Source organism: Sulfurimonas sp. (genome assembly GCF_028694895.1).
In the GTDB taxonomy this organism is placed as follows: Bacteria; Campylobacterota; Campylobacteria; order Campylobacterales; family Sulfurimonadaceae; genus Sulfurimonas.
Window position 1 is genome coordinate 1,394 of sequence record NZ_JAQVKA010000108.1, and the last position, 3,105, is coordinate 4,498.

The following is a 3,105-nucleotide window of genomic DNA, read 5'->3' on the forward strand; positions in this document are numbered from 1 at the left end:
TTATACCCTTTTGCATATACAAAACTGTTTGGCATAAACTGTGGGATTCCAATAGCTCCAGCATAAGAGCTTGGAAGATTGCACTCTAGCGGGGTTACGCCTCTTTTATAGCAGTGAGTTATGATTGAGACCATATTTGTTTTACCCATATTTAAGAGCCACTTCTCTCTTTGTGAGTTTGGCTTTGTTCTTAAAACCAGAGTATTAAAGACGATAAAAGCGTCATGTGAAGGCTTTATTTTTCCAAGTTTTGTCTCTTTGATTAAAATCGCGGCAATGATTTCAGGATTTACTCCATACTTCTTTTGCGCAAAATCATACACTTCTTCATACTCTTTTAGATGCACAACCATGTCAGAGACATACTTTACAAGTGTGTTGTTTGCTTTTTTCTCATTTTTTTTATGTTGAGCTATGAACTGAGGCTGTAAGTATTTGTAACTTACCTCATCAAATTTTTTTGTTTTAAAGTATGAGAGTAAAAAATCATTTGCATATTCATAAGTAACACCGTTATTTATAGCTTTTTTACAAACATCTTCATAATCTTTGTTTTTAAAGGCACAATTATCATATTTTGCAAAAAGAAGAAGAGGCAATAATAGGATAAAAAATAGTTTTGTCATGATGTGGAAATCCTCTGTTTTTTACTTTTTTAGTATAATAGCGGACTTTAAAAAACAAAACGCAGGAGTAGAGATGGAAGTAGACAAAGCTTGTAACAACGAGATATGTTTAAAAAGCAAGGAGTGTGCTAGATTTCAATCTTATCTAGATGGTAATGAAGATTATAAAACATTCAAAGGCACTGAAGTAAAAGGGTGCGGACAGTTTATACAAAAGTAGCTTCTGCAACGCGAAGCCTCTGTGGTGTGCCTATATCATGCCACACTCCCTCATACAAAGAAGCACTTACCCTATTTTTATCAATAGCTTGGCGAAGAATTGGCGCTAATGGGAGCTTTGCTTCTTTGAGTGTGTGAAAAAGTACAGGATTGTAATATCCAATGCCTGAGAAAGTATATTTTGTATCTGCACTGTTTGTAGCTCTACACTTATCAAGCCCAAAGTCTCCAATAGGGTTATGTTCTGGGTTTGGGACAAGAATAAGGTGTGCTAAATCACTCCCCAAATCAAAATCTCTCTCAAACTCATAATCGCACCAAACATCCCCATTTACAACCAAAAAAGTATCGCTACTTAAATGCGGAAGCGCTTTTATAATCCCACCAGCGCTCTCTAACGCGCCACTCTCTCTCTCATCAGAGTAGATTATCTTAACTCCCCACTTTGAGCCATCTCCGAGGTATGAGATGATTTTATCTCCAAGATACGCGATGTTTATAATAATCTCGCTAAATCCAAGATAGGCTAATTTTTCTATATGCCACACAACGAGGGGTTTAGAGTGGATTTTTATAAGTGGTTTTGGGATTTTATCACTAAGTGGGCGCATTCTCTCACCACGCCCAGCGCACAAGATCATTGCTTTCATTTAAGAGAGTTTAAAAAAGAAGCAAACTCTTTTGTCTGCTCATACCTAAGTGCTGTATCTATGAGATACTTTAAAGTGAGAGGTATATCTTTTAAATATCCATCTTTTTTATCACGAATACTAAGGCGTGAGAAGACTCCAAGTACTTTTATATGTCTTTGCATACCCATAAAATCGAACCATTTTACAAATGTCTCATCATCTACTTTAAGTCCTTTTTTATCGCGAAACTCTAATGCTAATTTTTTTATCTCTTTTCTATCATAAGCAACATAGCAATCTTTGAGTAAAGAGGCCAAGTCATAAGTGAGAGCGCCACTCATAGCGTCTTGATAATCTATAATACCGATTTTTTTATCACTCTTTAACATAATATTTCTAGAGTGAAAATCACGATGTACAAAGATTCCTTGAGGTTGTTCTAGTACAACAGTGCTAATTGCATCTAGAGTCTTTTTGATGAGTTTTTTCTGAGGTTCGCTTATTTTTAGCTGCAATAGGTTTTCTAAGTACCACTCCTGCATCAAATCCATCTCAAAATGAAGAAAGTCTTTATCATATTTAGGCAGTGATGAGGCATCAATCTTCTGCATCTTTAAAATTGTATTTATAGCTTTTGTATAAAATGCTTTATAATTCTGCTCGTTTAAGATGTCCAAATAGTGGGTTGTTCCAAAATCTTCTAAGATTAGATAACCATCTTCTTGATTCTGTTCAAAAAGTTTTGGTGCACATACATCAGAAGCATGAAGTTTTAAAGTTATCTCTATAAAAGCTTTCATGGAGTTCAACTCTTTTGAAGAGTCCATTAAAATTGCAGTTTTATCACCGTTTCTGAGTCTGTAATATTTTCTAAAACTCGCATCTGCAAGTGCACTCTCAATAGTGTAATTTTTAAACGAAGTCTCACCTAGCCACTCTTGTATCTTACTCATATATAGCACCTAAAATTGAATCTCTTAGCGCTCCGCTAACGGACGAAATTTTAACACATTTTTTATGGATTCTCTCATGAGAGAGCCAAGCAAATGCCATAGCCTCCATAAACTCGCTACTTACACCATACTCATCACTTGGAACTATTTTTACACCCTTTAACTCTTCTTGCAAACGTTTCATGAGATAGCTGTTGTTAATGCCTCCACCGCAACCTATTAATAGAGTTGTAGCACTTTTTTTTATCTCATTTGCAATGCTTATGGCGGTTAACTCAAGAAGTGTGGCTTGAATATCTCTGGCCTTTAAGTATGAGTTATTTTGATTTTTTTTAGCAAAGTTATTTAGATGAGCTTTAAGCCATTTCTGGCCAAAAAGTTCTCGACCAGTACTCTTTGGAGCACTTTTTGAAAAGTAAGGTTCTTTTAAAAATTCTCTTAGTAGCTCTTGGTTTGGAGTTCCTGATTTTGCCCACTCTCCATCTTTGTCGTATGAACTACCGTTGTAGTGTGAAACCCAATAATCCATAAGCACATTTCCACAACCAGTGTCATAACCGATAAGTCTATTGCCAAGAAGTGTGATGTTTGCCATTCCGCCAATGTTTAAAACTGCTACATTAGCTCCCAATTTTGAAAATAAATATTGATGGAATGCCGGAGTAAACGGTGCTC

The 3,105-nt window shown here is 35.7% G+C and carries 5 protein-coding genes; 1 reads left to right on the top strand and 4 read right to left on the bottom strand.

Going from position 1 to position 3,105, the window contains the following annotated elements; genetic code table 11:
* Positions 1-626: lytic murein transglycosylase (locus PHI38_RS09175; protein ID WP_299855394.1), on the bottom strand; the 626-nt coding region annotated here is incomplete at its 3' end.
* A gap of 73 nt (positions 627-699) precedes the next feature.
* Here PHI38_RS09175 and PHI38_RS09180 point away from each other — a divergent pair.
* A complete protein-coding gene (locus PHI38_RS09180; protein ID WP_299855397.1) occupies positions 700-846 on the top strand; it encodes a hypothetical protein in 147 nt (48 codons plus the stop codon).
* On the opposite strand, the gene murU is transcribed toward PHI38_RS09180, so the two are convergent.
* The 3 genes from murU to PHI38_RS09195 all read right to left on the bottom strand — a co-directional run.
* Positions 833-1,495 (bottom strand): N-acetylmuramate alpha-1-phosphate uridylyltransferase MurU, encoded by a 663-nt coding sequence (gene murU / locus PHI38_RS09185; protein WP_299855400.1) that lies wholly within the window; start codon positions 1,493-1,495, stop codon positions 833-835. The genes PHI38_RS09180 and murU overlap by 14 nt on opposite strands.
* A complete protein-coding gene (locus PHI38_RS09190) occupies positions 1,492-2,430 on the bottom strand; it encodes a phosphotransferase (protein WP_299855403.1) in 939 nt (312 codons plus the stop codon). The genes murU and PHI38_RS09190 overlap by 4 nt, the downstream gene beginning before the upstream one ends.
* A partial coding sequence (locus PHI38_RS09195) for an anhydro-N-acetylmuramic acid kinase (RefSeq protein ID WP_299855406.1) occupies positions 2,423-3,105 on the bottom strand: 683 nt, incomplete at its 5' end. The genes PHI38_RS09190 and PHI38_RS09195, both read right to left, overlap by 8 nt.

Coding starts and splice junctions, on each gene's coding strand:
- PHI38_RS09180 (WP_299855397.1), top strand. CDS start 700: ATGGAAGTAGACAAAGCTTGTAACAACGAGATATGTTTAAAAAGCAAG.
- PHI38_RS09190 (WP_299855403.1), bottom strand. CDS start 2,430: ATGAGTAAGATACAAGAGTGGCTAGGTGAGACTTCGTTTAAAAATTAC.
- murU (WP_299855400.1), bottom strand. CDS start 1,495: ATGAAAGCAATGATCTTGTGCGCTGGGCGTGGTGAGAGAATGCGCCCA.